Source organism: Lentzea pudingi (assembly GCF_014646255.1).
GTDB classification, from domain to species: Bacteria; Actinomycetota; Actinomycetes; order Mycobacteriales; family Pseudonocardiaceae; genus Lentzea; species Lentzea pudingi.
Genome location: NZ_BMNC01000020.1, coordinates 52,115 through 76,080 on the forward strand (window position 1 = coordinate 52,115; position 23,966 = coordinate 76,080).

At 69.5% G+C, this 23,966-nt stretch carries 32 protein-coding genes and 2 tRNA genes; 21 read left to right on the forward strand and 13 right to left on the reverse strand.

Translation table 11 applies throughout. The features are described 5' to 3' along the window. Positions 1-91: 91 nt before the first annotated feature. Genes IEY88_RS38800 through IEY88_RS38810 form a run of 3 tightly spaced genes read right to left on the reverse strand, consistent with a single transcriptional unit; the run spans position 92 to position 1,127 of the window. Positions 92-490, reverse strand: coding sequence for a Fur family transcriptional regulator (locus IEY88_RS38800; protein ID WP_189159913.1), 399 nt, complete (start codon positions 488-490; stop codon positions 92-94). Continuing rightward, positions 487-837, reverse strand: a complete 351-nt coding sequence (locus tag IEY88_RS38805) for an ArsR/SmtB family transcription factor (RefSeq protein WP_189159914.1) — start codon at positions 835-837, stop codon at positions 487-489. Before IEY88_RS38805 ends, IEY88_RS38800 begins: the two co-directional genes overlap by 4 nt. A gap of 11 nt (positions 838-848) precedes the next feature. Next, the gene (locus tag IEY88_RS38810; RefSeq protein WP_189159915.1) at positions 849-1,127 is read right to left on the reverse strand and encodes a hypothetical protein; all 279 of its coding nucleotides are present in this window, start codon (positions 1,125-1,127) and stop codon (positions 849-851) included. A 17-nt stretch (positions 1,128-1,144) separates the two neighbouring features. Here IEY88_RS38810 and IEY88_RS38815 point away from each other — a divergent pair, with 17 nt between their 5' ends. Further along, positions 1,145-1,522 carry an antibiotic biosynthesis monooxygenase gene (locus IEY88_RS38815; protein WP_189159916.1) on the forward strand — a complete coding sequence of 126 codons (378 nt, stop codon included), beginning with the start codon at positions 1,145-1,147 and terminating at the stop codon, positions 1,520-1,522. Here the strand turns inward: IEY88_RS38815 and IEY88_RS38820 are convergent. After that, positions 1,503-2,180: a tetratricopeptide repeat protein gene (locus tag IEY88_RS38820; RefSeq protein ID WP_189159917.1), complete on the reverse strand. Its 678-nt coding sequence runs from the start codon at positions 2,178-2,180 to the stop codon at positions 1,503-1,505. The two genes, IEY88_RS38815 and IEY88_RS38820, sit on opposite strands and share 20 nt — an antisense overlap. A gap of 94 nt (positions 2,181-2,274) precedes the next feature. Here IEY88_RS38820 and IEY88_RS38825 point away from each other — a divergent pair, with 94 nt between their 5' ends. From IEY88_RS38825 to IEY88_RS38840, 4 genes are all read left to right on the forward strand, one after another. Then, the gene (locus IEY88_RS38825; RefSeq protein ID WP_189159985.1) at positions 2,275-3,660 is read left to right on the forward strand and encodes a glycine--tRNA ligase; all 1,386 of its coding nucleotides are present in this window, start codon (positions 2,275-2,277) and stop codon (positions 3,658-3,660) included. 89 nt (positions 3,661-3,749) lie between these two features. Continuing rightward, on the forward strand, positions 3,750-4,583 hold the full coding sequence (locus tag IEY88_RS38830) for a hypothetical protein (protein WP_189159918.1): 834 nt from the start codon (positions 3,750-3,752) through the stop codon (positions 4,581-4,583). Beyond that, complete coding sequence (locus IEY88_RS38835) at positions 4,580-5,014, forward strand: hypothetical protein (protein WP_189159919.1); 435 nt, start codon at positions 4,580-4,582, stop codon at positions 5,012-5,014. Before IEY88_RS38830 ends, IEY88_RS38835 begins: the two co-directional genes overlap by 4 nt. A gap of 40 nt (positions 5,015-5,054) precedes the next feature. Then, positions 5,055-5,870 carry a hypothetical protein gene (locus IEY88_RS38840; protein WP_189159920.1) on the forward strand — a complete coding sequence of 272 codons (816 nt, stop codon included), beginning with the start codon at positions 5,055-5,057 and terminating at the stop codon, positions 5,868-5,870. Here IEY88_RS38840 and IEY88_RS38845 read toward each other — a convergent pair. From IEY88_RS38845 to IEY88_RS38855, 3 genes are read right to left on the reverse strand one after another with little or no spacing between them, the layout of a single operon-like run. After that, positions 5,860-6,177 carry a hypothetical protein gene (locus IEY88_RS38845; protein ID WP_308426050.1) on the reverse strand — a complete coding sequence of 106 codons (318 nt, stop codon included), beginning with the start codon at positions 6,175-6,177 and terminating at the stop codon, positions 5,860-5,862. The genes IEY88_RS38840 and IEY88_RS38845 overlap by 11 nt on opposite strands. A 43-nt stretch (positions 6,178-6,220) precedes the next feature. Then, a complete protein-coding gene (locus IEY88_RS38850) occupies positions 6,221-6,727 on the reverse strand; it encodes a serine hydrolase (RefSeq protein WP_189159921.1) in 507 nt (168 codons plus the stop codon). Between the two features lie 16 nt (positions 6,728-6,743). Next, on the reverse strand, positions 6,744-7,475 hold the full coding sequence (locus tag IEY88_RS38855; RefSeq protein WP_189159922.1) for a Type 1 glutamine amidotransferase-like domain-containing protein: 732 nt from the start codon (positions 7,473-7,475) through the stop codon (positions 6,744-6,746). Between the two features lie 59 nt (positions 7,476-7,534). On the opposite strand from IEY88_RS38855, the gene IEY88_RS38860 reads away from it, so the two are divergent. The 5 genes from IEY88_RS38860 (at position 7,535) to IEY88_RS38880 (ending at position 11,593) form a co-directional block, all read left to right on the forward strand. Continuing rightward, entirely contained in the window at positions 7,535-8,200 is a 666-nt protein-coding gene (locus IEY88_RS38860) for a YdcF family protein (RefSeq protein WP_229694166.1), read from the forward strand. After that, positions 8,200-9,438, forward strand: coding sequence for a deoxyguanosinetriphosphate triphosphohydrolase (locus tag IEY88_RS38865; RefSeq protein WP_189159924.1), 1,239 nt, complete (start codon positions 8,200-8,202; stop codon positions 9,436-9,438). Before IEY88_RS38860 ends, IEY88_RS38865 begins: the two co-directional genes overlap by 1 nt. A gap of 238 nt (positions 9,439-9,676) precedes the next feature. Beyond that, positions 9,677-10,678, forward strand: coding sequence for a serpin family protein (locus IEY88_RS38870; RefSeq protein WP_189159925.1), 1,002 nt, complete (start codon positions 9,677-9,679; stop codon positions 10,676-10,678). After that, entirely contained in the window at positions 10,675-10,995 is a 321-nt protein-coding gene (locus IEY88_RS38875; RefSeq protein ID WP_189159926.1) for a hypothetical protein, read from the forward strand. Before IEY88_RS38870 ends, IEY88_RS38875 begins: the two co-directional genes overlap by 4 nt. Positions 10,996-11,074: 79 nt before the next feature. Beyond that, complete coding sequence (locus IEY88_RS38880; protein WP_189159927.1) at positions 11,075-11,593, forward strand: Scr1 family TA system antitoxin-like transcriptional regulator; 519 nt, start codon at positions 11,075-11,077, stop codon at positions 11,591-11,593. On the opposite strand, the gene IEY88_RS38885 is transcribed toward IEY88_RS38880, so the two are convergent. Beyond that, positions 11,590-11,766, reverse strand: coding sequence for a hypothetical protein (locus tag IEY88_RS38885; protein ID WP_157512840.1), 177 nt, complete (start codon positions 11,764-11,766; stop codon positions 11,590-11,592). The genes IEY88_RS38880 and IEY88_RS38885 overlap by 4 nt on opposite strands. An 85-nt stretch (positions 11,767-11,851) precedes the next feature. Here IEY88_RS38885 and IEY88_RS38890 point away from each other — a divergent pair, with 85 nt between their 5' ends. From IEY88_RS38890 to IEY88_RS38900, 3 genes are read left to right on the forward strand one after another with little or no spacing between them, the layout of a single operon-like run. Beyond that, on the forward strand, positions 11,852-12,448 hold the full coding sequence (locus IEY88_RS38890; RefSeq protein WP_189159928.1) for a carboxymuconolactone decarboxylase family protein: 597 nt from the start codon (positions 11,852-11,854) through the stop codon (positions 12,446-12,448). Between the two features lie 47 nt (positions 12,449-12,495). Continuing rightward, on the forward strand, positions 12,496-13,608 hold the full coding sequence (locus IEY88_RS38895) for a methyltransferase domain-containing protein (protein WP_189159929.1): 1,113 nt from the start codon (positions 12,496-12,498) through the stop codon (positions 13,606-13,608). Position 13,609: 1 nt separating this feature from the next. Further along, positions 13,610-14,422 carry a class I SAM-dependent methyltransferase gene (locus IEY88_RS38900; RefSeq protein WP_229694167.1) on the forward strand — a complete coding sequence of 271 codons (813 nt, stop codon included), beginning with the start codon at positions 13,610-13,612 and terminating at the stop codon, positions 14,420-14,422. 16 nt (positions 14,423-14,438) lie between these two features. Here the strand turns inward: IEY88_RS38900 and IEY88_RS38905 are convergent, their stop codons facing one another. Together IEY88_RS38905 and IEY88_RS38910 are read right to left on the reverse strand one after the other, a co-directional pair. Further along, positions 14,439-15,065 carry a dioxygenase family protein gene (locus IEY88_RS38905; RefSeq protein ID WP_189159930.1) on the reverse strand — a complete coding sequence of 209 codons (627 nt, stop codon included), beginning with the start codon at positions 15,063-15,065 and terminating at the stop codon, positions 14,439-14,441. Between the two features lie 107 nt (positions 15,066-15,172). Beyond that, positions 15,173-16,033 carry a sigma-70 family RNA polymerase sigma factor gene (locus IEY88_RS38910; protein ID WP_229694168.1) on the reverse strand — a complete coding sequence of 287 codons (861 nt, stop codon included), beginning with the start codon at positions 16,031-16,033 and terminating at the stop codon, positions 15,173-15,175. Between the two features lie 35 nt (positions 16,034-16,068). Between IEY88_RS38910 and dnaG the strand changes: the two genes are divergently transcribed. The 3 genes from dnaG to IEY88_RS38925 are packed head-to-tail and all read left to right on the forward strand — an operon-like array spanning position 16,069 to position 19,223. After that, the gene (dnaG, locus tag IEY88_RS38915; RefSeq protein WP_189159931.1) at positions 16,069-17,958 is read left to right on the forward strand and encodes a DNA primase; all 1,890 of its coding nucleotides are present in this window, start codon (positions 16,069-16,071) and stop codon (positions 17,956-17,958) included. Continuing rightward, positions 17,958-18,458 carry a hypothetical protein gene (locus IEY88_RS38920; protein ID WP_189159932.1) on the forward strand — a complete coding sequence of 167 codons (501 nt, stop codon included), beginning with the start codon at positions 17,958-17,960 and terminating at the stop codon, positions 18,456-18,458. The genes dnaG and IEY88_RS38920 overlap by 1 nt, the downstream gene beginning before the upstream one ends. A 24-nt stretch (positions 18,459-18,482) precedes the next feature. Next, positions 18,483-19,223: a trans-aconitate 2-methyltransferase gene (locus IEY88_RS38925; protein WP_189159933.1), complete on the forward strand. Its 741-nt coding sequence runs from the start codon at positions 18,483-18,485 to the stop codon at positions 19,221-19,223. Between the two features lie 6 nt (positions 19,224-19,229). Here IEY88_RS38925 and IEY88_RS38930 read toward each other — a convergent pair whose 3' ends face one another. Next, the gene (locus tag IEY88_RS38930; protein WP_189159934.1) at positions 19,230-19,535 is read right to left on the reverse strand and encodes a hypothetical protein; all 306 of its coding nucleotides are present in this window, start codon (positions 19,533-19,535) and stop codon (positions 19,230-19,232) included. Between the two features lie 143 nt (positions 19,536-19,678). On the opposite strand from IEY88_RS38930, the gene IEY88_RS38935 reads away from it, so the two are divergent. Further along, positions 19,679-19,751, forward strand: a tRNA-Asn gene (locus tag IEY88_RS38935). Between the two features lie 71 nt (positions 19,752-19,822). Then, positions 19,823-20,680 carry an oxygenase MpaB family protein gene (locus IEY88_RS38940; RefSeq protein WP_189159935.1) on the forward strand — a complete coding sequence of 286 codons (858 nt, stop codon included), beginning with the start codon at positions 19,823-19,825 and terminating at the stop codon, positions 20,678-20,680. Here the strand turns inward: IEY88_RS38940 and IEY88_RS38945 are convergent. Next, positions 20,635-21,096 carry a GNAT family N-acetyltransferase gene (locus IEY88_RS38945; protein WP_189159936.1) on the reverse strand — a complete coding sequence of 154 codons (462 nt, stop codon included), beginning with the start codon at positions 21,094-21,096 and terminating at the stop codon, positions 20,635-20,637. The genes IEY88_RS38940 and IEY88_RS38945 overlap by 46 nt on opposite strands. Before the next feature lie 106 nt (positions 21,097-21,202). On the opposite strand from IEY88_RS38945, the gene IEY88_RS38950 reads away from it, so the two are divergent. After that, positions 21,203-21,280: transfer RNA gene (locus IEY88_RS38950), tRNA-Ile, on the forward strand. A 130-nt stretch (positions 21,281-21,410) separates the two neighbouring features. Beyond that, a complete protein-coding gene (locus IEY88_RS38955; RefSeq protein ID WP_189159937.1) occupies positions 21,411-22,142 on the forward strand; it encodes a DUF7873 family protein in 732 nt (243 codons plus the stop codon). A 404-nt stretch (positions 22,143-22,546) separates the two neighbouring features. On the opposite strand, the gene IEY88_RS38960 is transcribed toward IEY88_RS38955, so the two are convergent. Continuing rightward, on the reverse strand, positions 22,547-23,101 hold the full coding sequence (locus tag IEY88_RS38960; protein ID WP_189159938.1) for a TetR/AcrR family transcriptional regulator: 555 nt from the start codon (positions 23,099-23,101) through the stop codon (positions 22,547-22,549). 110 nt (positions 23,102-23,211) lie between these two features. Between IEY88_RS38960 and IEY88_RS38965 the strand changes: the two genes are divergently transcribed. Further along, on the forward strand, positions 23,212-23,901 hold the full coding sequence (locus IEY88_RS38965; RefSeq protein ID WP_189159939.1) for an SDR family NAD(P)-dependent oxidoreductase: 690 nt from the start codon (positions 23,212-23,214) through the stop codon (positions 23,899-23,901). Positions 23,902-23,966: the final 65 nt, after the last annotated feature.

Consider the following 23,966-nt stretch of genomic DNA (forward strand, 5'->3'; position numbering starts at 1 on the left):
GATGCCGTGATCACCGTCGCCGACGTTGTTGAGAACCGTGAAGTCGTCTTCTTCTTCGTCTTCCTCGTCGGCGGCGCTGATGACGAACCTCCTAGGCGAGCCCCTTGGCCGTGCACTCCGCGCACGTCCCGAAGATCTCGACGGTGTGGCTGACCTGGGAGAAGCCGTTCTCGGCCGCCACCCGGTCAGCCCACTTCTCGACCGCGGGACCCTCCACCTCGACCGTGCGGCCGCAGTGGCGGCACACGAGGTGATGGTGGTGGTGCGCCGAACAGCGGCGGTAGATCGCCTCGCCCGAGTCGGTGCGCAGGACGTCGACCTGGCCCGCGTCCGCGAGGGACTGCAGGGTGCGGTAGACCGTGGTCAGGCCGATGCCCTCGCCTCGGCGGCGCAGCTCCTCGTGCAGCTCCTGGGCGCTGCGGAAGTCGTCGAGCTGGTCGAGCAGGTTCGACACCGCGGTGCGCTGCTTGGTGGACCTCAGTCCGGTCACAACTTCTCCTCGACGTGCGTCACAGCGTCCACCACGATGTGCGCCAGGTGTTCGTCCACCAGTCTGTACACGACCTCGCGGCCGTGCCTTTCGCCGTGCACCACTCCCGCCGACTTCAGCACGCGCAGGTGCTGGCTGATCAGCGGCTGCGCCACCCCCAGCGCCTCGACCAGCTCGTGCACGCAGCGGTCGTGTTCGCGCAGCTGCAGCACGATGGCGATGCGGACCGGGGCGGCCAGCGCTCGCAGCAGGTCGCCGGCCTCGGCGAGGGTGTGCGCGGAGCGGGGTGCCGCGGGCGCGGGGGCCTCGCGTTCGGGGGAGTGCTCGCCGTGCAGTTGAACGGTCATGGCGGCGCACCTCACCTGGTAGGGATTTTCACAACCAATTCTACGGTGATGATGAGCAGTACCAGCAGGACCACCACGCGCAATGTGCGCTGAGCTGGGGAAAGAACCTTCCAGGTGGCGGCCAGGAGCACCGCGGCGCCCAGTAGGAGCACGCCGAGCAGCACCGCGCCGAGGGTGCCGCCCACCAGCACGCCGGTGATGAACAGGCCGAGCACGAGCAGGAACGCCACGACGGGGCGGACGCGCGCCAGTGGGCCGTCGCCGGGCAGGAGAGGGCGCTTGGAGGTCACCGTGCCATCCTTGCACCGTGCTGCTGGTGTGCCGATTCCGCGTGTCCGACCCCGAGACGTTCAGCGCGCGCGTCGAGCAGGCGCTGAGGCTGCTGACGGCCCAGCCGGGGTGTCACAGGGGGACGCTGGCGCGGTCGACCGACGAGGACGACCGCTGGGTGCTGACGGTCGAGTTCGAGTCCGTGGTGGCTTATCGGCGCGCGATGTCGCCGTTCCCTGTGCGCGAACACGTCATCCCTCTGCTGTCCGAGGCGCTGACCGACGAACCCGCGATGTACGAGCCGACGCTGACCAGCACCGGCGGTGAGGTCGAGACGCACACGAGCGTGCTCGCCGAGGACGCGTTCACGGTGCGGCTCGGCGAGGCCGCCGGGCCTACGAACCCGCGGCGATAGCCTCCATCTCCTCGACCCACTCGTCCTGCGAGTCGTGGGGAAGAAGCTCCAACGCCCTGCGCGCGGCCTCGGCGGCCTCCTCGGTGCGGCCCAGCGCGCGCAGCGTCTTGGCCCTGCCGCTCTGCGCGTACGCCTCCGGCGTCTTCTCGAACGCCTCCAGCGCCTCGCCGAAGCGGCCGTTCTCGAAGTAGAACCAGCCGAGGTTGTTGTGCAGCGGGCCGAGCCAGCGCACCAGCGCCGGGTTCGCCACGACGATCTCGAGGCCCTGCCTGGTCCACTTCTCCGGGTCGTCGACCAGCGACGCCATGTGCGCGGCGTCGACGGCGAGCGACAGGTCACCGCGGGTCTTCGCCAGGATGAAGGCCGCCACGAACAGCGGTTGCGCGGCCTGCGGATCGCCGGCGGAGCGGTGCAGCCTGCCCCGTTCGAGCAACGCCCGCACCCGGCCCGTCGAGTCGGGCGCGACGAGCACCTCCGCCTCGTCGACCAGGACGTGGCCCGCGGCGAAGTTCTCCCGCAGGCCCTCGACGCGGGCGAGCTGGGTCAGCACCTCCGCGCGCTCGTCGTCCGTCTCCACGTCACCCAGGAACGCGCGGAACCTCGCCTCGGTGCCGTCCAGGTCGGCGAAGTCCCACAGCTCTCGCAGCCGGTCTTCCATTGGTGCAGGGTAGGGCTCCGGTCGCCCGTTCGGGGCGTGAAGTGACGGGCTAGGCTTGAGCCCCCCGATTCGCATTCCCCCGATGGAGTTCCCCTTGCCCGCCGATCGCATCGAGACCGTTGTCAGCCTCTGCAAGCGCAGGGGGTTCGTCTACCCGTGCGGGGAGATCTACGGCGGTACCCGCTCGGCATGGGACTACGGACCTCTCGGCGTCGAGCTCAAGGACAACATCAAGCGCCAGTGGTGGAACTTCATGGTCCGCGGCCGCGAGGACGTCGTGGGCCTCGACTCGTCGGTCATCCTGCCGCGTGACGTGTGGGTCGCCTCCGGTCACGTCGAGGCGTTCGTCGACCCGCTCGTCGAGTGCGAGTCGTGCCACAAGCGGTTCCGCGCCGACACGCTGTCCGAGGAGTACGCGGAGCGCACCGGCAAGGAGGTCGCCGAGGGCGACGTCTCCGACGTGCCGTGCCCCAACTGCGGCGTGCGCGGCACCTACACCGAGCCGAAGATGTTCAACGGGCTCTTGAAGACGCACCTCGGTCCGATCGAGACCGAGGAGGGCCTGCACTACCTGCGCCCCGAGACGGCGCAGGGCATCTTCACGAACTTCCTGAACGTGCAGACGACCTCCCGCAAGAAGCCGCCGTTCGGCATCGGCCAGATCGGCAAGTCGTTCCGCAACGAGATCACGCCGGGCAACTTCATCTTCCGCACCCGCGAGTTCGAGCAGATGGAGATGGAGTTCTTCGTCGAGCCGGGCACGGACGAGGAATGGCACCAGTACTGGATCGACGAGCGCACCCGCTGGTACACGGACCTGGGCATCTCCAAGGAGAACCTGCGCCACTACGAGCACCCGAAGGAAAAGCTGTCGCACTACTCGAAGCGGACGGTCGACGTCGAGTACCGCTTCCAGTTCGGCGGCCAGGAGTGGGGTGAGCTCGAGGGCATCGCGAACCGCACCGACTTCGACCTCACGACGCACTCGAACCACTCGGGCGTCGACCTGTCGTACTTCGACCAGGCCACGAACTCGCGCTTCAAGCCGTTCGTCATCGAACCGGCGGCCGGTGTCGGCCGCCCGATGATGGCGTTCCTGCTGGAGGCCTACACCGAGGACGAGGCCCCGAACGCCAAGGGCGGCGTGGACAAGCGCGTCGTGCTCAAGCTCGACAGGCGGCTGGCCCCGGTCAAGGTCGCGGTGCTGCCGCTGTCGCGCAACGCCGACCTGTCGCCCAAGGCCCGCGACCTCGCGACGGCCCTGCGCCGCAACTGGAACGTCGACTTCGACGACGCCGGCGCCATCGGCCGCCGCTACCGCCGCCAGGACGAGATCGGCACGCCGTTCTGCGTGACGGTCGACTTCGACACGCTCACCGACCTCGCCGTGACGGTGCGGGAGCGCGACACGATGTCGCAGGAGCGCGTGGCGATGGACCAGCTGGAGTCGTACCTGGCGGCCCGCCTCGTCGGCTGCTAGTCCTTCGAAGGTTCGCGCCCGGCGGTGTTCCGCCGGGCCCGTTTTCGTTCCCGAGGCAACAGAACGCCGTGTTCTCGCGTGAAGAGGACATGAGTGCACAGCGACTGACGCGGATCGGGGTTCCGCTCGCCGTCGCGGGGGCCGTGCTGCTGGCCGGGATGATCGCCGTGGCGCTGACCCTGCCGGTGAAGGGGATCGCGACCTGGTACGTGTGGGTGGCCGTCGCGGCGGTGGCGTTGGGGCCGCTCTGGATCGGGCTGGTCTTCAGCAGGTCGAACGAGCACCAGGTGGGGGCACGCTTCGCGCGTCCCGCGACCATCTCGGTGGTGCTGGCCGTTCTGGCCGGCGCGAACGTGTGGGACCGCTACCTGACGCATCCGGAGACGCCGTTCACCGTGAGCACGGTGGCGTACTGCGTGATCGCGGTTGTGTCGGTGGTGCTGACCGTGGCGGCGTTGCCGGCGCTCGGCCCCCGGCTCACGCCGGAGGAGTTGCGGACGAGGCCCGTCGACGTCCGCGAGCTGCACCGGTGGGGCAGGGGCGCCGCGGTGGCCGGAGCCCTGTCCGGCGTGGGGCTCGTGGTGGCGTCACCGCCTGGCGGCCCGTTGCCCGTCGTCCTCGGCCTGGTCGTGGCCGGCTGCGCGGTGGTCGCGGGGGTGCTGCTGACGCGGGTCGCGGACCTGCGCACCGGCTACCGCGGTCACCTCGTGCTGGCCGCTCTGCTGGTGGTCGTGCTGGTCAGCGCGGTCTTGGCGGGGCCGGTCGGGTACCTCGTGCTGACCTCGTCCGTGGTCGGGGGGATCTCGTACGGGGTGCTGTTCCTCGTCGCGCTGTTCGTCTTCCTGTCGTGCGGCGGCAGGCTCGCCAAGCTGCTGGGGCAGCACGGCGTCCTGCGGCCAGGTGCGGAGGTGGTGGCCCGGTGAGCGCGCAGGAGGTCAGGCAGCTCGGTGTCGTGCTCGTGGCGGCCGGGCCGGGGCTGGCGCTCGCCGCGTTCGTCGCGGGGATGACCCTGCCGCTGTACGACTTCCTCCGCGTCCTGCTTGCCGGGGAGGGAGTCCTGGCAGCACTCGGGTGTGCGGCCGTGGGAGTGGCCGTGATCAAGGTGCCGGACCTGTCCCGACTGGTCAAGGTGCTCCGCTTCGGGAGCATCGTCCCGTTCGTCACGGGCTTCATCGCCCTGGAGACCCTCTACACGGACTTTCCCGAGGCGGACGGCCTGCTGACGAGCCTGAGCTCGGTCGTCTTCACGGTGGCCGTGGTCGCGTCGACGGGGGCCGTGATGTTCGTCGTGGCGCAGGTGGACCGGAACACGCGGGGAAGCGGCCTGCCGGAGACCTTCATCCCTGGTTCGTAGTCACGAGCAACATCGTGCGGCGTTCTCGCGTGTCCAAGACATGACGGGGGAACGTGGACAGGCGGCGGCAGGGGTGGTGCTGCTCGTCTGGGTGGTGGTGTTCGCGGCGGTGGCCGACGTGGCGAACCCGCGGGTGCTGCTGGCGTCCGCGGTGAGCGGCGGGCTGGTGTGCGCGTGCGCGGCGGTGGGCGGGGTCGTGGCGACACGGGTGACCGGTGAGGAGTCGGCTGCCCGGCTGCGACACGTGTTCGTGGTGCTGGAAGGGGCCGCGTTGGTGCTCTTCTTCCCGTTCTGCTGGTTCGGCTTCGGCGTCGAACCCGTCGGGAGGCCGGGCACCTTCGCGGCGGGGGCCGTGCTGGTGCTCGCGGTGCCGGTGGTCGCGGCGCTGGTGATCGTCGTGAGGCGGAGCTTCGTCGTGCACGAACTCGTGCCGGACACCGGTGGGGGCGCGCCGGTCCAGCGGATCCGGGTGCTCGCCACGGTGCTGGTCACGGTCGGGCTCGCGCTGTCGGCCGGCGTGGTGGCGGTGGCGGCGGTCGCGACCGAGCACCAGGTGGTCCTGCTGGTCGTCGGCCTGCTGGTGACGTTGATGCCGGTGCTGCTCGGGGTGCGGTTGATGGATGTGGCAGACGTGCACTCGGCTCGCCGGCGCAACGCCGGCAACTATGTCGTCGTCCCCGCCGCGGCCGGGATCGCCGTGTTCGACTTCTCGGCCACGACGGGGCCCGCGGGGACGTTGTTCGGGGTGATGGCGTTCGGGGCCGTGGTGCTGCTCGTGATCGCGATCCTCGTGCTGCGCGACTTCACCGGCGAGTGGGACCGGCCGTGGCGCGACGCGGGGAAGGTCAGCCGTTGACGCCCAGCTTCCCGAGGACGGCCGTGGCGACGGCGTTGATCGACTGCCGGGCCGTGGTCCACGAACCCGTCGGGCTCGTGGTGAGGACGGCGACGGCGTAGCGGTTGTCGAGCACGCCCGCGCTGTGCAGGTAGACGTCGCTCGGCAGGTAGTACATCCAGCCCTGCTTGGCGTAGACGCCGGTGATGCCGAGCAGGCCGAACGCCTGGTCGAAGCCGTCGGCGGCGGTGGCGGGGGCGGACGACAGCGCCGCGACGACCGCGTCGCGCTCCGGCGAGCCGAGGATGTAGTGGTAGAGCCGCACCATGTCGTTCGCGGTGATGACGACTTCTCCCCACTGTGAGGGGTCGTCAGGGGCGGTGAGTACCTGTAAGTCCTGCTTCGGCGGCCACGCGGCCGATGGCGTCCATGCCGTCGAACCTCGTCCACAGCACGTCCATGGCGTTGTCGTCGCTCACGCTCAACGCGCGGTGGATCAGGTCCTGGTCCTCGTCGGACAATTGCTGCTGCAACGCGTCCACGGCGAGGATCAGCTTCGACAGCGACGCCGAGTAGAACGGCTTGTCACCCTGCTCCGACACGACCTGGTCCGTCCGCAGGTCCAGCACCGCGATGCCGACGTCGGACGCGCCGCCCGCAGCGGCGACAGCCGATACATCAGCGGCTGACATATCGGCTATCGCCGAACTGGTGTCCGACGTATCAGCGTCTCCGGGATCCAGCGAGCCCTCTCCGGTGTCCAGCACGTCGGGGCCACGCGAGATATCAGCCGCGGGCTTGCCGTGCGCGAGACACGGCGACGCCTCCGGCACGACGAAGACGGCCGCCACGAAGAAGAGGATCAGAGCCCAGCGCACACGTCAAAGGTCCGTCTCACAGGAGCCTGGTGTCGAGCTTTTCCTCCTGTGCGGTTGCTGAAGAATCGTCCCTGACCACCACGTATGCGCCGGAACCGGGACGTTCCGTCACCGCCTCGACGAGTTCGGTGCCCCGATAGAGCAACCCGACGCCGTCGTCGGTGCAGTACGTCGCCGGCAGCACGCCGGAGGCCACCGCCTCGTGGATCTTCGGGCGGCGCTGCTCCTCCGAGTCGTAGTGCACGCCGTTGCCGTAGGGCAGGAACCCCAGGCCGTTCGTGACGATCCGGAGGTCCGGGCCGAACGAGTCCGTCGCGCCACCCGCGTGCCAGCAGATCGAGCCCGCCGACACGCCGCTGAGCACCACGCCCGCCTCCCACGCCGTGCGGAAGACGGCGCCGAGGCCGTGCACTTCCCACACCGCGAGCAGGTTCGCCACCGAGCCGCCGCCCACCCAGATGACGTCGTGGGACAGCACGTAGTCCTCGAGGTCGTCGGTCGGCGGCATCGTGAAGAGGTTCAGCACCGACACGTCGACGCCCGCGACCCTGCCCGCCTCCGCCATGTTCGCGTTCATCGCCCGCTGGTCGCCCCCGGCCGTGCCGACGTGGCACAGGCGCGGCGCCCGGCCCTCGACCCCGGACAGGTCCAGGGCGAAGTGGATCAGCTTGTCGAACTCGGCGAAGGTCCGGCGCCCAGAGCGCAGACCTCCCGACGTGGCGAGGATGGTGGGCTGCTCAGCAGGCATGACGATGATCCTCGCAGGGGCGTCAACGCGACAGCCGTCCGTCTGGGACCATGCATGGTGTGCGCACCACGCCCCTGAAGCCACTCGCCAGGATTCGCCGAGTCGTGCTGCGCCTCGTCTTCGGGGCGTTGGTCATCGGCGTGCTCGTGGGCGCCGGTACGGCGTTCCGCGTGTGGCAGGTCGCGCGCGTGGACGACTGGACGAAGGCCGACATGGCGGTCGTGCTCGGCGCCGCGCAGTACAACGGCGTGCCGTCCGACGTGCTCGCGGCCCGGCTGGAGCACGCGCTCGGCCTCTACCAGGAGGGTGTCGTCAGCTACATCGCGACGACCGGCGGCCGCCAGCCCGGTGACAACTTCACCGAGGGCCAGGTCGGCAAGTTGTGGCTGGTCGAGCGCGGTGTGCCGGAGGACAGGGTGCTGCAGGTCGGCGAGGGCGCGGACACGCTCGGGTCGCTGCGCGCCGTCGCCTCGGTGGCCAAGGAGCGCGACCTGAAGACCGCCGTGATCGTCAGCGACCCGTGGCACTCGCTGCGCGCCCGCACGATGGCCGAGGACGCCGGTCTGCACGCGTGGACGTCCCCGACCCGCAGCGGCCCGAACGTGCAGACGCGACAGACGCAGTGGTTCTACATCAAGCGCGAGACCGGAGCCTTGCTCTACTACCGCCTGATGAAGGCGCACGCCGGCGTGTTCGAGGAGCTCAACCTCCCTAAAATCGGCTGATGGGATACACCGGCCACGACGCGGAGCGCCTGCTCCCCGAAGACCCGAAGAGCGCCGCGCTGCCGGGTGCCCGCACCGACACGCGCACGCCGTTCTCCCGTGACCGGGCCCGCGTGCTGCACTCCGCGGCGTTGCGCAGGCTCGCCGGCAAGACCCAGGTCGTCGGTCCCGGCGAGGGCTCGGAGGTCACCGGCGTGCCGCGCACGCGCCTCACGCACTCGCTGGAGGTCGCGCAGATCGGCCGCGGCATCGGTGAGGAACTGGGTTGCGACCCGGACATCGTCGACACAGCCGGACTCGCGCACGACATCGGGCATCCGCCGTTCGGGCACAACGGCGAGAGGGCGTTGAACGAGCTCGCCGGTCCGTGCGGCGGCTTCGAGGGCAACGCGCAGACGTTCCGCATCCTCGCGCGCCTCGAACCGAAGACAGCGCACGGGCTGAACCTCACGCGCGCGGTGCTCGACGCGTCGACGAAGTACCCGTGGACGCGCACGCCGGGCACGGTGAAGTTCGGTGTGTACGACGACGACCTCGAGGTGTTCGAGTGGATGCGTGCGGGTGCGCCGGAGCGTGAGCGGTGCATCGAGGCGCAGGTGATGGACTGGTCCGACGACGTGGCGTACTCCGTGCACGACGTCGAGGACGGCGTGCTGGCCCACCGCATCAGCCTCGGCGCGCTGGCCCGTCCCGACGAACGCGGCGCCATCGCATCGCTCGCCGCGAAGACGTTCTCCGACGAGTCCGTCGCGACGCTCGAGGCCACCGCCGAGGAACTGCTGAAGCTGCCGGTGATCGCGTACTGGACGGACCGCGAGTACGACGGCTCGCTCGGCGCGCAGGTGGCGTTGAAGAACCTCACCAGCGAACTGGTCGGCCGCTTCGCCTCCGCCGCCGTCACCGCGACCAGGGCCGTGCACGGCGACGGCGCGCTGACGAGGTACAACGCCGCGCTGGAGGTCCCGAAGCAGGTCGCGGCGGAAGTGGCGCTGCTCAAGGCGATGGCCGTCCGGTACGTGATGAGCGACCCGGCGCGCCTGGCCATGCAGGCGACGCAACGCGACCTGATCACCGACCTGGTGGGCCGTCTGCTGGAACGCCCCACGCTGCTCGACCCCGCGTTCCGCCCGGTGTTCGCGGCCGCTTCGTCCTACGCCGCACGGCTTCGCGTCGTCGTCGACCAGGTCGCGCTGCTCACCGACGCACAGGCCGTGGCCTGGCACCGCGCATCGGCGTAGCTTCGATGCCATGGCGGACGAGTCGAGACCGCCGGGCCGACCGTGGCCGTGGCGGAGACCGAGCAGGGAAGCCGTGCCCGTGGGCTTCGACGACCAGGGGGACGACGACGGTTCGGCCGGTGTGCGCGAACCGAGACACCCCAAGCCTTTCGGGCCGATGGGAGGAGCGGGAGAACGGCCCGTCCCGGACGATCCGATCGTGATGGCACTGCCAGATCCGAGGCAATGAGGAGTTTCTGTGACCGATCAGGCCGACTTCGCCCTCAACCTGCACCGCGTCGCCGTACCTGATCCGTCCTCGAACGCGTGCTGGTCACCGTTCTCGGTGGCCAGCGCGCTCGCGCTGGCCCGGGAAGCGGCCCGCGGCGAGACCCGTGCCGAACTCGACGGGCTGCTGGCCGGGTTCGACGCCTCGGACTCGCTCGACGTCCCCGAACTCGCTGTCGCCAACACGCTGTGGGCCGACGACGACCTCACGATCGACCCCGGCTTCTCGCTCGCCGGTTCGGTGCGGCGCACCGCCTTCTCCGATCCCGCGACCGTCCGCAAGCTCGTCAACACCGACGTCGCCGAGACCACCCGCGGCCTCATCACCGAACTGCTGACGGACCCACCGCCCGCCGACGCCGCCGCGATCATCGTGAACGCGCTGTACCTCAAGGTCGGCTGGCTGAACCCGTTCACCGACACCGCGCGGAAGCCGTTCCACGCGCCCGGCGGCGACGTGGACGTGCCGACGATGACGGTCACCGAGAAGTTCCGCTACGCCCGCCACGACGGCTGGCAGACGATCGTGCTGCCCGCCGACTCCGGCGTCGAGACCGTGATCCTGCTGCCGGACGAGTCGCTGGAGCAGCCGCTGCCGGCGTCCGTGCTCACCGCCTCGGCCTCCACCCGGCTCGAGCTCTCGCTGCCCCGGGTGGACGTGCGGGCGCGGTTCGCCCTCAAGAACACGTTGCGGCGGTTGGGAGTCGAGCGCATGTTCGCCCGCGACGCCGACTTCTCCGGCCTCTCGCCGGACGAGCGGATGTTCGTCGACGACGTGGTGCACGAGGCCGTGCTGCGGCTGGACGAGCAGGGCCTCGAGGGCGCGGCGGCCACCGCCGTCACGTTCCGCACGGTGTCGTTCGAGATCCCGGCGGACCCGGTGGTGGTGAAGGTGGATCGGCCGTTCCTGCTGGCCGTCCGGCACGCGCGGTCCGGGGCGATCTACTTCCTCGCGCAGGTGGCCCGTCCGTGATCGACTTCGCGCTGGACCTGCACCGCGTGGCCGTACCCGATCCTGAGGTGAACGCGTGCTGGTCGCCCGGCGGCGACGTCGAGGTGCCGACCATGAAGCCGGCGGCCAGGCTCGACCACGCCAGGACGAGAGGTGCGGGACGGAGGTACTCGAAGGACCCGATCGTCGTGGAGGTCGACCGGCCGTTCCTGCTCGCCGTCCGCCACGCCCGCTCGAAGGCGGTCTTCTTCTTCGCGCAGATCGTCCGTGACCGCGGCGGCAGCGAGCCACTGCCCACAGTGGACGTTGCGGTCGCGGGGAAGGTTGCTCATCCGTAACCACTTCCGGGCACCATTCGCCCTGTAGGGCGGGCGTTTCGCACGGCGTGATCATGATCATGGCTTTACCGTTCCAGTCATGACCCAGCACGGTGCCGGCGAGCAGCTCGTCGTGCTCGCCGCGGCGGGCGCCACGCAGATCACGTGCTTCAGCGGCGTCACCGTCCCCGTCCTGCTCAGAACCGAGTGCTACGCGAAGGCGCTGGCCAGGGCGCTGGGCTTCGCGCCGACGCCGGACCTGCAGCGGGTCGGCGTGCTGCCGCAGTGCGTGTTCTTCATCCACGAGTACGCGCTGCGCACCGTGGTCGGCGGTGACCGGTTGATGGAGGACCAGGTCCTGCACCTGCTGTTCCACGCGGCGTCGATCAGGATCGTGCCGGCCAGCGCGGGCGGGGCGGCGGCGGTCGGGCTCGACTACGCGCTCATCCAGTACGAGCACGAGCCGCCGCTGGTCTACCTCGCCAACTGGACGCTGGCCAGCGACGAGGCGACCGTGGAACGGGCCGTGGCCGTCTTCCAGCGCATGCACGCCGTCGCGCTCGACAACGAGAAGTCCCGTGACGTGCTCATGGAATATGTGGCCGTGTACGACCGCTAAGGCGTGTTGCGGCGCAGGAACAGCCGCATCCCGTCCTCGCCGGGCAGCGCGCACAGCAGCAGTTTGACGTTCTGGTGCCGCACCGGAACCGCACACGAGTCGCCTGCCAGCAGCGTTCCCGCCAGGAGGCCGGCCGACTCGTGGTCGATGTCCAGCACGAAGTCGTTGCTCATGGATGGACCCTATGAGCAGAGCGCCTCGCGCCCCAGTCACCCAAAGGTGTTGTCACGTTCCGGCGGGCTGCCTCGTCCACAGGGCATGACGAGGATCAAGGGAGTCACGAAGAAGGACGCGGGCCTGCTGCTGAAGGCCGTCTACTGGTTCGCGCGGCGGCAGTTCGGCGCGGTGCCGGAGCCGGTCACGGTGATGGCGCACCACCCGAAGCTGCTGATGGCGAGCGGCCGGCACGAGCTGGCGGTCAAGAAGGCGATCCACGGTCCGTTGTTCGAACTGTGCGTCTACCGGACGGCGGTGAAGCTCGGCTGCTCGTGGTGCGTGGACTTCGGCGCCATGCTGATGAAGCACGATGGCCTCGATATCGAACGCCTCAAGCACATCGACTCCTACGCCACCTCGCCGCTGTTCACCGACCTCGAACGCAAGGCACTCGCCTACGCCGACGCCATGACCGAGACGCCCGTCACCGTCACCGATGAGCAGGTCGCCGAGCTGGAGGAGCTGCTGGGGCGCAAGGAACTCGTCGCGCTGACCTACCAGGTCGCGCTGGAGAACCAGCGGGCGCGGTTCAACAGCGCGTTCGACATCAAGGACCAGGGTTTCACCAGTGGCGACGCCTGCCGCGTACCGATGGCCCAGACGCTCCGTTCGCGTACGCAGGCCGAGCAGGAAGGCTAGAGTTCCCCGGCGAAACACCAAGCCATGCACACCTGGGGAGCAACGCCATGCCGGTCGACCGGTTCAAGTCCACCTGGGAGGACCTCGGGCGGGAGGACCCGCTGTGGGCGGTCCTCACCGATCCGGACCGCCGGCACGGCGGGTGGGAGCTCGACGAGTTCCTCGCGACCGGGGTCAAGCCCATCGCGGCGGTGCGCGAGCTCGTCGAGAAGAACGGGCTGTCTTTCGGGGAACGGGTGATCGACCTCGGGTGCGGCGCCGGACGCCTGTCCAACGCGCTCGCCGCGCACGCGCACGAGGTCGTGGGGGTCGACGTCGCGCAGTCGATGGTCGACGAGGCGAACCGGATCAACCGGATCCCCGACCGGGTCAGCTTCGTCGCGTACGACGGATATCGGCTGCCCTTCGCCGACGAGTCGTTCGACTCCGCGCTCAGCCTCATCTCGCTGCAGCACTCGCCGCCCGCCCTGCAGCTCGCGGCGCTGGTCGAGCTGCAGCGGGTCGTCCGGCCGGGCGGGGTGCTCGTGTTCCAGCTGCCCTGCCGGCCCACCAGGCGCGACGAGCTGACGGCGGAGGGCATGCGGGCCGGCATCGAGCTGGTCGACGTGCCCACTCCCGTCGGTGCCGGTCAGGCCGTGACGGTGCGGGTGCGGCTCACCAACGTCAGCGCGCACACCTGGCCGTCCGGTCAGCAGATCAGGCTCGGCAACCACTGGCTCCGCGGCGACGAGCCGGTCACCTGGGACGACGGGCGCACCGACCTGCCGCACGACCTCGCGCCCGGTGCCGCCGTCGAGCTGGCGCTGGAGGTCGTCGCACCGCAGGAGACCGGGGAGCACCACCTCGAACTGGACGTCGTGCAGGAAGGCGTCACCTGGTGGGCCGCGGTCGGCAGCACGCCGGTCCGGACCGGCGTGGTCGTGGTGCCGGAGGCCGTCGCCGTCGAGGCCGCGCCCGAGCGGGAGATCGTCATCGAGGCCCGGCAGGCGCCCCACGAGCGCAAGGACGGCGGCATCGAGATGTTCGGCGTCGACTCGAACCTCGTGCGGCTGCTCTTCACGCACTGCGGCTCGCAGGTCGTCGACATCGTGCCCGACGACATGGCCGGCGACGACTGGGAGAGCTTCACCTACGTGATCCGCCGCGGCGAGTCGATCTGACGTGGAGAAGATCGCACTGACAGGTGCGCAGGAGACCATGCTCGCCACGCTCTACGGCCGGGCGCTCGACAGCGAGCGCCCGGCGTCCGTGCTGCGCGACACCGAGGCCAGGCGTGCCGTGGACCGCATCGACTACGACTTCGCCAAGACCGGGATGAACACGACCAGCGCGGTCGGCGTCGCCATCCGCGGCAGGGTGCTGGACGACTGGACGCGCGAGTTCCTGCGGCGCACCCCGTCCTGCACGGTGCTGCACCTGGCCTGCGGGCTCGACACCCGCGTGCATCGGATCGAACGGCCGGACAGCGTGCGGTGGGTCGACGTCGACATGCCGGACGTCGTCGCGTTGCGGCACAAGCTCTTGCCCGAGCCGCGAGGTGACTACCGGCTGGTGGCGTCGTCGGTCACCGAGGACGCGTGGCTCGCCGAGGTGCCCGCCGATCGCCCGGTGGTGGCGGTGTTCGAGGGCCTGTCGATGTACCTGACGCAGGCCGAGGGGCACGCGTTGATCAGCAGGATCACCAGCAGGTTCGCGAGCGGTGAGCTGTTGTTCGACGTCTACGGCTCGTGGGGGATCAAGCTGCAGAAGCTCGTGCCGGCCGTGCGCAACGCCGGCGCGACGTTGCACTGGGGCGTCGACGATCCGCGTGAGATCGAGGCGCTGCGCGCCGGACTGACCACTGTGGACCAATGGCGCAGCGTGGACCTGCCGCACCTGGACGCGTTGCCCAGGTCCGGCAGGATCCAGATGAAGGTCGTCAGCGCGATCCCGAAGCTCCGCGACGTCGGGAAGCTGCTGCGACTGCGTTGGTGAGCTCTGGGGTGGTAGGTCAGATGTCCAGGACGAAGTCGAACTTGGCGGTGTAGCGGTTGCCGACGAGCGGGCCGAGCTCCACCTCGCACTCGCGGTCGAGGTAGGCGTCCCGCCGGTTCAGGTAGGGCACGTTCATCCCGTACGCCCTGAGGTTGTCCGGGAAGAACAGCTGCGTGGTGAGGATCCGGCCGCCGCGCGGCTGGGCCTTGACGTGGATGTGCGGTGTGCGGCCCGGGTAGTCCTTGGGCACGATCGTCTCCAGCACGTACGCGCCGGAGGCGTTGGTGAACTGGTGGCCGCGCATCTTGAACGTGGTGTTGTCGTACACACCCCGGTCGTCGGACTGCCAGAAGTCCAGCAGCGCGTTGGGGATCGGCTTGCACTTCATCGTGTAGACGAACCCGGTGATGCTGAGCACGATCCCGGTGACGCCGGGCGTGCGCAGGTTGGTGCGCTGCGGGGAGTTCCGCTTGAAGTAGGGACCCTCGATGTTCGACGGGGTGTCGTCGTCATCGACGCAGGTCGGGGTCAGGGGGAGAGGCGCGCTGCGCGCCGTGGTGGTGCCGGCGGCGGTCAGTGCGACCACTGCGGCCGCACCGGTCGCCAGGAACGCCCGGCGTGAGGGGATGTCGTGTTCGGGCATGGTTCGAACTCCGGTGGTCGCGACCCGCGGCAGGGGGCTTGGGCAGCGCGTCGGACGTTAGCCCCGAAACGATCCCGGCTCCAGTTACGGTCCAGACCAATAACGCGTCAGAACACGACGTGCGTGAGCTTGTCCGGGTTCGCGATGTCGTAGATGGCCGCGACCTTGCCGTCGTGCACCGTGAACGCCGTCACACGTGACGTCACTTCGCCGTACGCCGGCATGAGCACACCGATGTCGCCGTTGACGAACATCGGCCGGTGCTCCTCCGGGTAGCCGTACTTGCGCATCAGGCCGAGGAAGAAGCGAGCGACCTTGTCCGCGCCGGAGACCGTGTTGACCGCGGTGCGCACCTTGCCGCCGCCGTCGCCGATCAACACCGCGTCCGGGTGCAGCAACGCGAGCACGCTGTCCAGGTCCCCGCTCGCCATGGCCCGCAGGAACTCCTCCAGCACCTCCCGCTGCTCGGCCAGCGCGGCGCGGGGTGGCGGCTCGGCGTCGGCGACGGCCTTGCGGGCGCGGGAGGCGTGCTTGCGCGCGGCGGCCTCCGAGACCTGCAGCACGTCGGCGATCTCGTTGAACGGCAAGGAGAACGCGTCGTGCAGCACGAACGCGACGCGCTGGTCGGGCGTGAGCCGGTCGAGCACGACGAGGGCGGCCATCCGCACCCCGTCGGCCTGCACGACGCTCGCCAGCGGGTCGTCCTCGCCGGTCGTGAGCAGCGGTTCCGGCAGCCACGAGCCGACGTAGGTCTCCCGGCGCACGGCGGCGGAGCGCAGCCGGTCGAGGCAGATGCGGCTGACGACGGTCGTGAGCCAGCCGCGCGCGTCCTGCACCCCCTCGGCCTTCGCGAACCGGGGCCACGCCTCCTGCACGGCGTCCTCGGCGTCGGCGAAGCTGCCGGTCAGCCGGTAGGCGACACCGATGAGGTGCGTCCGGTGGAGTCCGAAGACGTCGGCGGTGGTCACGGTCGGCAGTTTGCCAGGGGATTAGACTCGGGCGTGTGGCAGGACGCATCAGGGAGAGCGACATCGCATTGGTGCGTGAGCGCAGCCGCATCGACGAGATCGTCGGCGACCACGTTTCGCTGAAACGGGCCGGCGGAGGCGCGCTCAAGGGGTTGTGCCCGTTCCACGACGAGAAGTCGCCGTCGTTCAACGTGCGCCCGTCGCACGGCACCTACCACTGCTTCGGCTGTGGCGAGGGCGGCGACGTGATCTCCTTCGTGACCAAGATCGAGCACCTGTCGTTCGTGGAGGCCGTCGAGCGGCTCGCGGACCGGGCGGGCATCCAGCTCGTCTACGAGGGCGGCGGCGCCACGATCCAGCGCGACCGCGGCACTCGCAGCAGGCTCATCGAGGCGCACAAGGCCGCCGCCGAGTACTACGCCGAGCAGCTCGCGACGCCGGAGGCGCAGCAGGCGCGCGAGTTCCTGGCCGAGCGCGGGTTCGACGAGGCCGCGGCGCGCCAGTTCGGCTGCGGGTTCGCCCCCGGCGGCTGGGACAAGCTGACGAAGCACCTGCTCGGGCGCGGGTTCGAGCTGCAGGAGCTGATCAAGTCGCAGCTCACCAAGGAAGGCCGCCAGGGGCCGATCGACCGGTTCCACCGGCGGTTGCTGTGGCCGATCAAGGAGATCAGCGGCGACGTCGTCGGGTTCGGCGCGCGGCGGATCTTCGACGACGACCCGATCCAGGCGAAGTACCTCAACACCAGCGAGTCGATCATCTACAAGAAGTCGCAGGTGCTGTTCGGCCTCGACCAGGCCAAGCGCGAGATCGCCAAGCGCAAGCAGGCGGTCATCGTCGAGGGCTACACCGACGTGATGGCGATGCACCTCGCGGGCGTGCCGACGGCCGTCGCGTCCTGTGGCACGGCGTTCGGCACGGACCACATGAACGTGCTGCGCAGGCTGCTGATCGACGACGACGTGAACGGCGAGGTCATCTTCACCTTCGACGGCGACGAGGCGGGCCAGAAGGCCGCGCTGAAGGCGTTCGAGGGGGAACAGCACTTCTCCGCGCAGACCTACATCGCGGTCGCGCCCGACGGCATGGACCCGTGCGAGCTGCGGCAGGCCAAGGGCGACGTGGCGGTGCGCGACCTGGTGGCGCGGCGCACCCCGTTGATCGAGTTCGCGATCAAGGCCCAGCTCAAGGCATACGACCTCGACTCCGTCGACGGCCGCGTCGAGGCGCTGAAGAAGATGGTGCCGTTCGTCGGGCAGATCAAGGACAGGGCCAAGCGCGACGGCTACGCGACGCGCCTCGCCTGGTGGGTGGGCTGGGACGACGAGGCGATGGTCGTGCGCCGGGTGCGTCAGGTCTCGAGCGGCAAGGGGCCGGTCGCCACCCCCCAGCGGGCCGACCCGAACCAGATGGCGCTGGGCGTGGAGGTCGACGGCCCGGCCCGGCCGAACCCGCGCGACCCGAAACTGATCTTCGAGCGCGAGGTGCTCAAGATCGCGCTGCGGCTGCCCGAGTACGCGGGGCCGTTGTACGACTCGCTGCCGGACGAGTCCTTCACGGACCCGGCGTACGTGGCGCTGCACAGGGCCATCCGCGAGGCCGGTGGCGCGTCCTGCGGGCTCGAGGGCTCCGCGTACCTCGACGCGATCTCGCAGGGGTGTTCGCACGCGTCGGTGCGGTCCGTGATGACCGAGCTCGCCGTGGAACCGTTGGCCGTCAAGCAGAACGACGAGTTCCGCTACGTGTCGATGGTGATCGCGCGGCTGCAGGAGGTCCAGGTCGGCAAGCAGGTCGAGGACGTCAAGTCACGTCTGCGGCGGCTGTCCCCGATCAAGGACGCCGACGAGTACCGGGCGCTGTGGGGCGACCTGGTGGCGCTGGAGGAGTACCGCAAGGCGCTCCTGCAGCAGAGCGCGGGAGTGCTGTAGTGGGGTTGTTCCGGCGGTTGTTCGGCAACGGTGCGCCGGACGGGTTCACGGGCGTGCTCGAACCGGAGGAGACGGTGATCGCGCACGCGGCCGTGCAGTCCGGCGGGCACCTGGTGGTGACGTCGTTCGGGCTGTGGGTGCCGGGTGCCGAGCCGCGTCGGATCGGCTGGCACCTGGTCAGCAAGGCGAAGTGGGAAGGCGCGCTGCGGTTGGTGGAGGCCGCGGAGGTGTCCACCGAAGGGCCCGTCGTCCTGCTCGAAGACCTTCCCGCACACCGGTTCGCGCTCGAGAACCCGGAACGCGTCCTGCGGGCGATCAGCCAGCGCGTCGAGGGGTCGATCCGTGCGCGGGAACGCGTCGAGTCGCCCGGTGTGTGGATCCTGCAGCGCAAGATCCCCGGCCAGGACGGCGTGGTGTGGCAGGCGCGCGGCGACGCCGGCGTCGACCTGGCGTCCGTGCGCGAGGCCGTGCGGCCGTTCGCCGCGAGGCTTGCGGGCTAGCAGTACGCGTGTACTGTTAGGCGTATGTGGGATCCGGCGCAGTACCTGGCCTTCGCCGATCACCGGGCGAGGCCGTTCTACGAACTCGTGGGGCGCGTGCGGGCTGCTGAGCCACGTCGCGTCGTGGACGTGGGCTGCGGGCCAGGCAACCTGACCTCGTCGCTGGCGCAGCGGTGGCCCTCGGCCGTGGTCGAGGCGTTCGACTCGTCGCCGGAGATGGTCGAGGCGGCGCGCACGGCCGGTGTCGACGCCCGCGTGGACGACGTGACGACGTGGAAACCGTTGCCGGACACCGATGTCGTGGTGTCCAACGCCGTCCTGCAGTGGGTCGCGGAACATCCTGCGATCGTGTCTGGATGGCTTTCGGCGCTGCCCGCCGGCGCGTGGCTCGCGTTCCAGGTCCCCGGCAACTACGCGGACCCGTCGCACCGCCTGATCCGTGAGGTGGCGGGCGAGGGGTTGGCGCACGTCTTCCGTGCGGACAAGCCGGTTCTGGACCCCGTGGAGTACGCGGACCTGCTCGGCGACTGCTCCACTGTGGACGTCTGGGAGACGACGTACGTGCAACGGCTGTCCGGCGAGGACCCGGTGCTCGAATGGGTGATGGGCACGGCTTTGCGGCCCGTGCGGGCGGCACTGTCCTCAACGGACTGGGACGCCTACGTGGCGGAACTGGCGCCGCGGCTGCGCGAGGCGTACCCGCAGCGAGCCGACGGCACCACTTGGTTCCCTTTCAGGCGGATCTTCGCGGTCGCCCGGGTGTGAAGCCCGTCACGTCCGCGGCATCGTCGCGGGCGGCGTGAAGGTCTTGCCGTTCTTCTCCTCCTGATGCTTCCAGGGAGCCTTCTCGGCCGCCTTGCCCGCGGCATCCGCGGCCTTACCTGCGGCATCAGTGGCCAGATCCTTGGCCTGGACAGCGGCTTCGAACGCCTTGTCCTTCGCCTGGGCCGCCGTCTTGCGCACCGTCGGGTTCGCGGTGAAGCGGTGCCAGAGGCGCACGATCTGCTCGTAGCGCTCCCGTCCGGCCTTCGCGCCGAGCACGTAGCCGATCGCCGCACCCGCCAAGATGCCCTTCATGTGGCGTCTCCTCTCGCATCGTGCCTGGTCAGAGCCTATCAAGCCGCCAAGTGGGGGGTGCTTGCAAAACCCCTTTCGCGACTCATGTAGAGTTACCCACTGTCAGGAGGAACCAAGCCTGACAGGGCAGAACAACAGAACATTCCCCCATAGCTCAATTGGCAGAGCATGCGACTGTTAATCGCAGGGTTACTGGTTCGAGTCCAGTTGGGGGAGCTACCACTCAGACCCTAGTCCACCGGACTGGGGTCTTTTGCTTTGTGCGGGTGTGCGTTCAGCTTGAGGGCATGGCCCGCTTCGCGAACCTCCGCCGCATCTCGTCGCTCGACCCCGTGGCCGACCACGAGGAGATCATGCGCATCTCGGCCGGCCTGGAGTTTCCGTGGGACTACCAGAAGTCGCTGGAGATGGCGTTGTTCCGCACGTACTGCGTCCCGACGATCTCGGGCCTGCTGGAACGCACCGGGGAGTTCGAACGGCGCCCGCAGAAGCGCTACGACGACACCGCGATCCTGATGGCCGAGCTCGTCGAGCACGGCTACGACTCACCGCGCGGCCGCGAGGCGCTGCGCGTGGTCAACCGCCAGCACGGCCGTTACGACATCTCGAACGACGACATGCTCTACGTCCTCTCGACGTTCATCTTCGACCCGATCGAGTGGCTTTTGCGGTACGGCTGGCGTCCGCTGACCCGCACCGAACAACTGGCGGGCTTCCACTTCTACCGCGCGGTCGGCGCCCGCATGGGCATCCGCGAGATCCCGTCGGACTACGACGAGTTCCTGGCCTTCAAGACGGCCTACGAACAGGAGCACTTCGTGTTCGCGCCGTCGAACCGACGCATCGGCCAGTACACCCTCGACCTCTTCTGCTCCTGGTACCCGTCCGCGGTCCGCCCCGCGGTCGCACGGGCCGTGGTCGCGATGCTGGACCCGGCGATGGTGCGGGCGTTCGGGTTCGCGAAGCCGCGTGCGTGGGTGAGCGCCGCGGGCAGGCGTGCGTTGCGCCTGAGGGCTTTCGTCGTGCGCCGGCTACCGGTGCGCAAGACCCTGAAGCTCACGAGCGCCCCGAACCGCACCTACCCGGGCTATCCGCGCGGCTACCGGCCGTCGGACCTGGGCGCGACCTCCAGCACGGCCCGCTGACCGTTGAGCACGAAGCCCATGGCCTTCAGGAACTCCCTGCCGGGCTCGAAGCCGTCGAGCCGCACGTGCACCCGCGTGACGTCCGGGAAGCGCTCGGCCAGAGCCCTCGCCATCTCCCGCCCGATACCCCACCGCCGCAGGTCCTTCGGCACCAGGAAGAAGCCGATGCTCGCCTCACCCGGCGCGGGGTGGTGCAGCACGAGGTCGACGAACCCGATCATGCCCTCCGCCTGCGCGACCAGCAGGTGTTTCTGCTCGAACGCGGCCCCCTCCGGCAACGCGTAGAAGAGGCTCTGCACGTCACCGGGCCCGGACGGATGCCCGGTGGCGGCCTGGAACCAGTCGTCGCAGTCGGCGAACAACGCCAGCACCCCGGGCTCGTCCGCCGGGCTGAAGTCGCGGAGGGTCAAACGCACGCGTCCACCCTATGTGTCGCTCGCCACGGGGGTGCGCAAGGCCCGTTCGGCGTGATCGGTATCCTCCACCACGCAGCGTTAGCGGGTCGGGGTCCGCTGCTGCGAGGGGGCAGTAGCTCAACCGGTCAGAGCAGCAGACTCATAATCTGTCAGGTTGTCGGTTCGAATCCGACCTGCCCCACCAGATCACTCGGTGTGCGGACCGCTCCGCCCGGCTCGGCGAGCCGGAAGCGCGAGCCCTCTTCGCCCAAATCGAGTGCAGCCGCCCCTTCTCGCTGCGTACTGTGCGCGAGACGAAAAAAGGGGGGTGCGGCATGACGAAGCTGAACCAGATCATCGCGGTGGAGAAGAGTGTCAAGGGAGGCACGCTTCGGGACCTCACCGACGCGCACCACGGGCTGCAGAAGCCCGCGTTGCTGGCCGGCATCTCCCGGACGTACCAGCCGAAGGACGAGGACGGCGAGGTGTTGCCGCCGGAGTCCACCCGTGTGCAGGTGAAGGCCGAGGACGTGCTGCGGCGGACCGCCACCGTGATGGCCCGGCTCTTCGACGTGACGGCGACCAAGGACTGGGCCAACTGCGTCGCGAAGGCCGATGTCGTGGTCGACGGGCAGACGGTGTTGCGCGACGTGCCCGTGTCGTACCTGCTGTTCCTCGAGAAGCAGCTGACGGATCTGCACACCTTCGTGAAGAAGCTGCCTCTGCTGGACGCCGCCGAGGACTGGAACTTCGACGAGTCCGCCGACTACTGGCGCACCGAGCAGGTCCGGACGATCCGCACCAAGAAGGTGCCGCGCAACCACGTCAAGGCCGAGGCCACGGAGAAGCACCCGGCGCAGGTCGAGGTGTACTACGAGGACATCCCGGTGGGGTACTGGACCACGGTGAAGTTCTCCGGTGCGCTGCCGGCCCGGCGGGTCAACGAGCTCGTCGACCGGGTGGAGAAGCTGCAGCACGCGGTGAAGTTCGCCCGCGAGGAGGCCAACAACATGGAGATCACCGACCAGCGCGTCGGTGACGTGGTCTTCGACTACCTGTTCCGCTAGGTCCAAAGACTCCCCCGCTGGAGCGCGGGGGAAGCGTTCCCGACACGGGAGCGCGAAAGCTGAAACTGAACGTCAGCCTGAACCACTCGGTCACAAGTGGGGGTTCGATTCCCTCTCCCGGCACCACCTCGCCGGGATAGCCCAAACGGCAGAGGCAGCCGAGATCAAGCTCAGACTCTCGCTCCAGCTTCAGCATCACCGCCGAACACCAGATCGCCCGGGAACGGACAAGACTCGCCGAGGTGCAGGTTCGAATCCTGCTGGCCGCTCTGCTCGTGCGGCCGTAGCTCAACGGAAGAGCGCGGCGACCTAAGGACTGATCCGTCCCTTAAAAGTCGCTGGTGTGCGCAAATGGGCGGACCAACGGGGCCCTGGACTGGACATGTCCGGGGCCCCACCTCCTTCTAGGCCCGCAGGCCTTCGGCGTAGATCGACAGGAAGCGCCGCCACTGGTCGGGGGAGTCGCGGATGACCTGGGCCATCGCCCTCGTCAGCGTGGCCAGGTCGGCGATCGAGTAGTCGGCGCGCAGCACGCCCGCCGCCAGGGCGCGGCCGATCAGGACTTCCGCGTGGCCGGCGCCCCGGTGGCAGGCCGCGACCACCTGCGGGGCGTCCGGCAGGGCTCGGGTCAGCACGTCGTTGAGGCCGCGGTCCTCCGCCTGCAACGCGTAGAGGTCTTCGAGGTAGCCGGCGAACGCCTGCCACGGGTCCTGCTCGGCGAGGGCCTTCTCGCCGATGACGTCCAGTGCGGCGAGGCGTTGCGGGAAGATCGACGCCACGAAGTCGTCGCGGGTCGGGAAGTGCTTGTACAGCGTGCCGATGCTGACTTCCGCGCGCCGCGCGATGTGTTCCAGGGGGACGTCGAGGCCGCGTTCCGCGAACAGCTCCGTGGCTGCTGCCAGCAGCTTGTCCCGGTTGCGTGCCGCGTCCGCACGCAGGGGCCTCGACGCGGTGACCATGCGCGGGATCCTACTCGGGCGTTAAGTCGAGGGTGACCTCAACTTTTGTGGTAGCGTCGGCGGGCGTAAGTCGAGGGGTGCCTCGAATTAGTGTTCGGAAGGTGGAAGTCATGTCTCCCAAGGTGGTTGTGCTCGGGGTCGGGCCCGGGCTCGGCATGTCCATCGCGCACCGGTTCGGGCGTGAGGGCTACGACGTCGCGCTGATCTCCCGCAGCGCCCGGCGGCACGAGGAGTACCTGGAGCAACTGGTGGGGGTCGAGGCACGGGCGTTCGCCGTCGACGTGCGCGACCGGGTGCGGCTGATGTCCACTTTGGACTCGATCGGCCCGGTCGACGTCGTGTACTACGGGCCTGGCGCCACCGACCTGAGCGAAGCGCCGGAGGACATCACGGTCACTACGGCAGCCGACGCGCGCGTCGCCCTGGAGTGGCTCTACCCGGCGATCGACGTCGTGCAACACGTGCTGCCGTCGGTGACGGAACGCGGTGGTGGCCTGTTGTTCGCCGGTGGGCTGAGCGCGGTGCGGCCCATGCCGATGCTCGGCGCGCTGGCGCTGTCCGCCGCCGCGCTGCGGAACTACGCGCTGACGCTCAACGCGGCGTTGGCCGACAAGGGTGTCTACGCGGGCACGCTCACCATCGGCGGTCTGGTCGAACGCGGTGACATCCACCAGGCGGTGCGGGCGCACCCTGAACGGTTCGGGGAGGTGCGGACGCTGAACCCGGACGACATCGCCGAGACCGCGTGGCAGATGGTCGTGAAGCGGGACCGTGCCGAGGAGGTGTTCTCGGTGCTCTAGAGGTACGAACCCGGGGTGTGACCGAGCGAGCGGCGGGACACGTCGATGAACGCGCTCGCGGTGGC

What these genes read in the sequence shown, in the direction of transcription:
- IEY88_RS38940 (WP_189159935.1), top strand. Translation starts at nt 19,823, where the DNA reads ATGGCCCGCTTCGCGAACCTCCGCCGCATCTCGTCGCTCGACCCCGTG.
- IEY88_RS38960 (WP_189159938.1), bottom strand. Translation starts at nt 23,101, where the DNA reads ATGGTCACCGCGTCGAGGCCCCTGCGTGCGGACGCGGCACGCAACCGG.
- IEY88_RS38840 (WP_189159920.1), top strand. Translation starts at nt 5,055, where the DNA reads ATGACGGGGGAACGTGGACAGGCGGCGGCAGGGGTGGTGCTGCTCGTC.
- IEY88_RS38805 (WP_189159914.1), bottom strand. Translation starts at nt 837, where the DNA reads ATGACCGTTCAACTGCACGGCGAGCACTCCCCCGAACGCGAGGCCCCC.
- IEY88_RS38925 (WP_189159933.1), top strand. Translation starts at nt 18,483, where the DNA reads ATGTGGGATCCGGCGCAGTACCTGGCCTTCGCCGATCACCGGGCGAGG.
- IEY88_RS38845 (WP_308426050.1), bottom strand. Translation starts at nt 6,177, where the DNA reads ATGGTGCGGCTCTACCACTACATCCTCGGCTCGCCGGAGCGCGACGCG.
- IEY88_RS38890 (WP_189159928.1), top strand. Translation starts at nt 11,852, where the DNA reads ATGACGAGGATCAAGGGAGTCACGAAGAAGGACGCGGGCCTGCTGCTG.
- IEY88_RS38865 (WP_189159924.1), top strand. Translation starts at nt 8,200, where the DNA reads ATGGGATACACCGGCCACGACGCGGAGCGCCTGCTCCCCGAAGACCCG.
- IEY88_RS38905 (WP_189159930.1), bottom strand. Translation starts at nt 15,065, where the DNA reads ATGCCCGAACACGACATCCCCTCACGCCGGGCGTTCCTGGCGACCGGT.
- IEY88_RS38895 (WP_189159929.1), top strand. Translation starts at nt 12,496, where the DNA reads ATGCCGGTCGACCGGTTCAAGTCCACCTGGGAGGACCTCGGGCGGGAG.
- IEY88_RS38830 (WP_189159918.1), top strand. Translation starts at nt 3,750, where the DNA reads ATGAGTGCACAGCGACTGACGCGGATCGGGGTTCCGCTCGCCGTCGCG.
- IEY88_RS38880 (WP_189159927.1), top strand. Translation starts at nt 11,075, where the DNA reads ATGACCCAGCACGGTGCCGGCGAGCAGCTCGTCGTGCTCGCCGCGGCG.
- IEY88_RS38855 (WP_189159922.1), bottom strand. Translation starts at nt 7,475, where the DNA reads ATGCCTGCTGAGCAGCCCACCATCCTCGCCACGTCGGGAGGTCTGCGC.
- IEY88_RS38885 (WP_157512840.1), bottom strand. Translation starts at nt 11,766, where the DNA reads ATGAGCAACGACTTCGTGCTGGACATCGACCACGAGTCGGCCGGCCTC.
- IEY88_RS38965 (WP_189159939.1), top strand. Translation starts at nt 23,212, where the DNA reads ATGTCTCCCAAGGTGGTTGTGCTCGGGGTCGGGCCCGGGCTCGGCATG.
- IEY88_RS38930 (WP_189159934.1), bottom strand. Translation starts at nt 19,535, where the DNA reads ATGAAGGGCATCTTGGCGGGTGCGGCGATCGGCTACGTGCTCGGCGCG.
- IEY88_RS38955 (WP_189159937.1), top strand. Translation starts at nt 21,411, where the DNA reads ATGACGAAGCTGAACCAGATCATCGCGGTGGAGAAGAGTGTCAAGGGA.
- IEY88_RS38820 (WP_189159917.1), bottom strand. Translation starts at nt 2,180, where the DNA reads ATGGAAGACCGGCTGCGAGAGCTGTGGGACTTCGCCGACCTGGACGGC.